Genomic DNA, 1287 nt, shown 5'->3' on the forward strand with positions numbered 1-1287 from the left:
CCCACCACCAACGCCGCCGCCACCCACGCCACCCAAAGCGCCCGTCGCATAAACGACCTCCCCCAGCACAACCAGGGACCTGGAAGTCCGTGCCGCGCTGATCCGCGGCTCCGGGGGTGGGCTCTCAGCAACCCGGGTGCCAACGCTTCACAGCGGGGAGACGTCGGAAGGCCGACGCAGCAAACCTCCAGCCTCTATGGGAAAGGACCCGCACCACATGTGGAACGACATTTCCCATCCGGGCTGAAGGACTGAAATTCCTTCAGGAGCCGCTGAAAAGAAACGGACACCCTGGCCGGATGGGTGGGGCAACCGGGTTCCCACATGGGGAAGCAGGCGGGCCTCAGGCCGCCGGACGCGACGCGGGCGCGATGAGCCGCCCCACCACGCCGGTGCCCCACAACACGCCGGCCACGCACACCAGCGCGCCGGTGACGGCCAGCGGCGACACGGGCTCGCCCAGCAGCAGCGCGCCCATCACCCACGAGAAGGCCGGCGTCAGCTGCGTGGCCACGCCGCCCGCCACCGCGGTGACGTAGCCAAAGGCATACGTGAAGGTCATCTGCGCGGCGACGGACGTCAGCCCCACGCCCAACAGCGGCAGCACCACGTCCCACCCCAGCGGCCGCCAGTCCTGGAGGGCGAACGGGAGGCTGAAGAGCAGGCCGAAGAGACAGAAGGAGAAGAAGACGGTGGCCGAGTCCGTGTCGTGCCGCAGCGCGCGCACCACCACCACCGCCGCGCCGCCCAGCACCGCCGAGCCCATGCCCGCCCACGCGCCCAGCCCCATGGACAGCGACGCGCCCACGTCCATCGTGCTCCACATGACGAGCCCCGCGCCCACCGTGGTGAGCACCAGCCCCGCCAACAGCGGCCCCGTCACCCGCTCGCGCAGGAAGAGCCAGCCGATGATGGCCGCGTAGATGGGCCAGCACGAGTTGAGCAGCACCGCCGGGCCCACCGTCATCCGGTCGATGGCCATGAAGTACAGGTAGACGGCCGCGCCGCCGAAGATGCCGCGCAGCGCCCACAGGGACAGGCGCCCGTAGCGCGGCTTGCGCCCCAGCAGGGGGAAGTACGCCGCCAGGAACAGCAACCCGATGACGAAGCGCCCGGACGCCACCTGCCCGGGAGACAGGCGGCCCGAGAGCATCCGCGTGCACAGCGCCATCAACGAGAAGAGGAAGCTCGAGAAGACCAGCAGCGGGATGCCGCGGTAGCGCTCCGGAAGGACCCAGCGGTTCATGGACGCGCGCACCCTACAGGGAAACCCGGCGAGCACCAGCG

The 1287-nt window shown here is 70.3% G+C and carries 1 protein-coding gene; it reads right to left on the reverse strand.

Going from position 1 to position 1287, the window contains the following annotated elements; translation table 11 throughout:
* Positions 1 to 343: 343 nt before the first annotated feature.
* Positions 344 to 1287, reverse strand: a 944-nt coding sequence (locus tag HG543_RS53685; RefSeq protein WP_343073674.1) for a DMT family transporter, incomplete at its 5' end; no start/stop codon positions are given.

The sequence above is a fragment of the Pyxidicoccus fallax genome, assembly GCF_012933655.1.
Taxonomy (GTDB): domain Bacteria; phylum Myxococcota; class Myxococcia; order Myxococcales; family Myxococcaceae; genus Myxococcus; species Myxococcus fallax.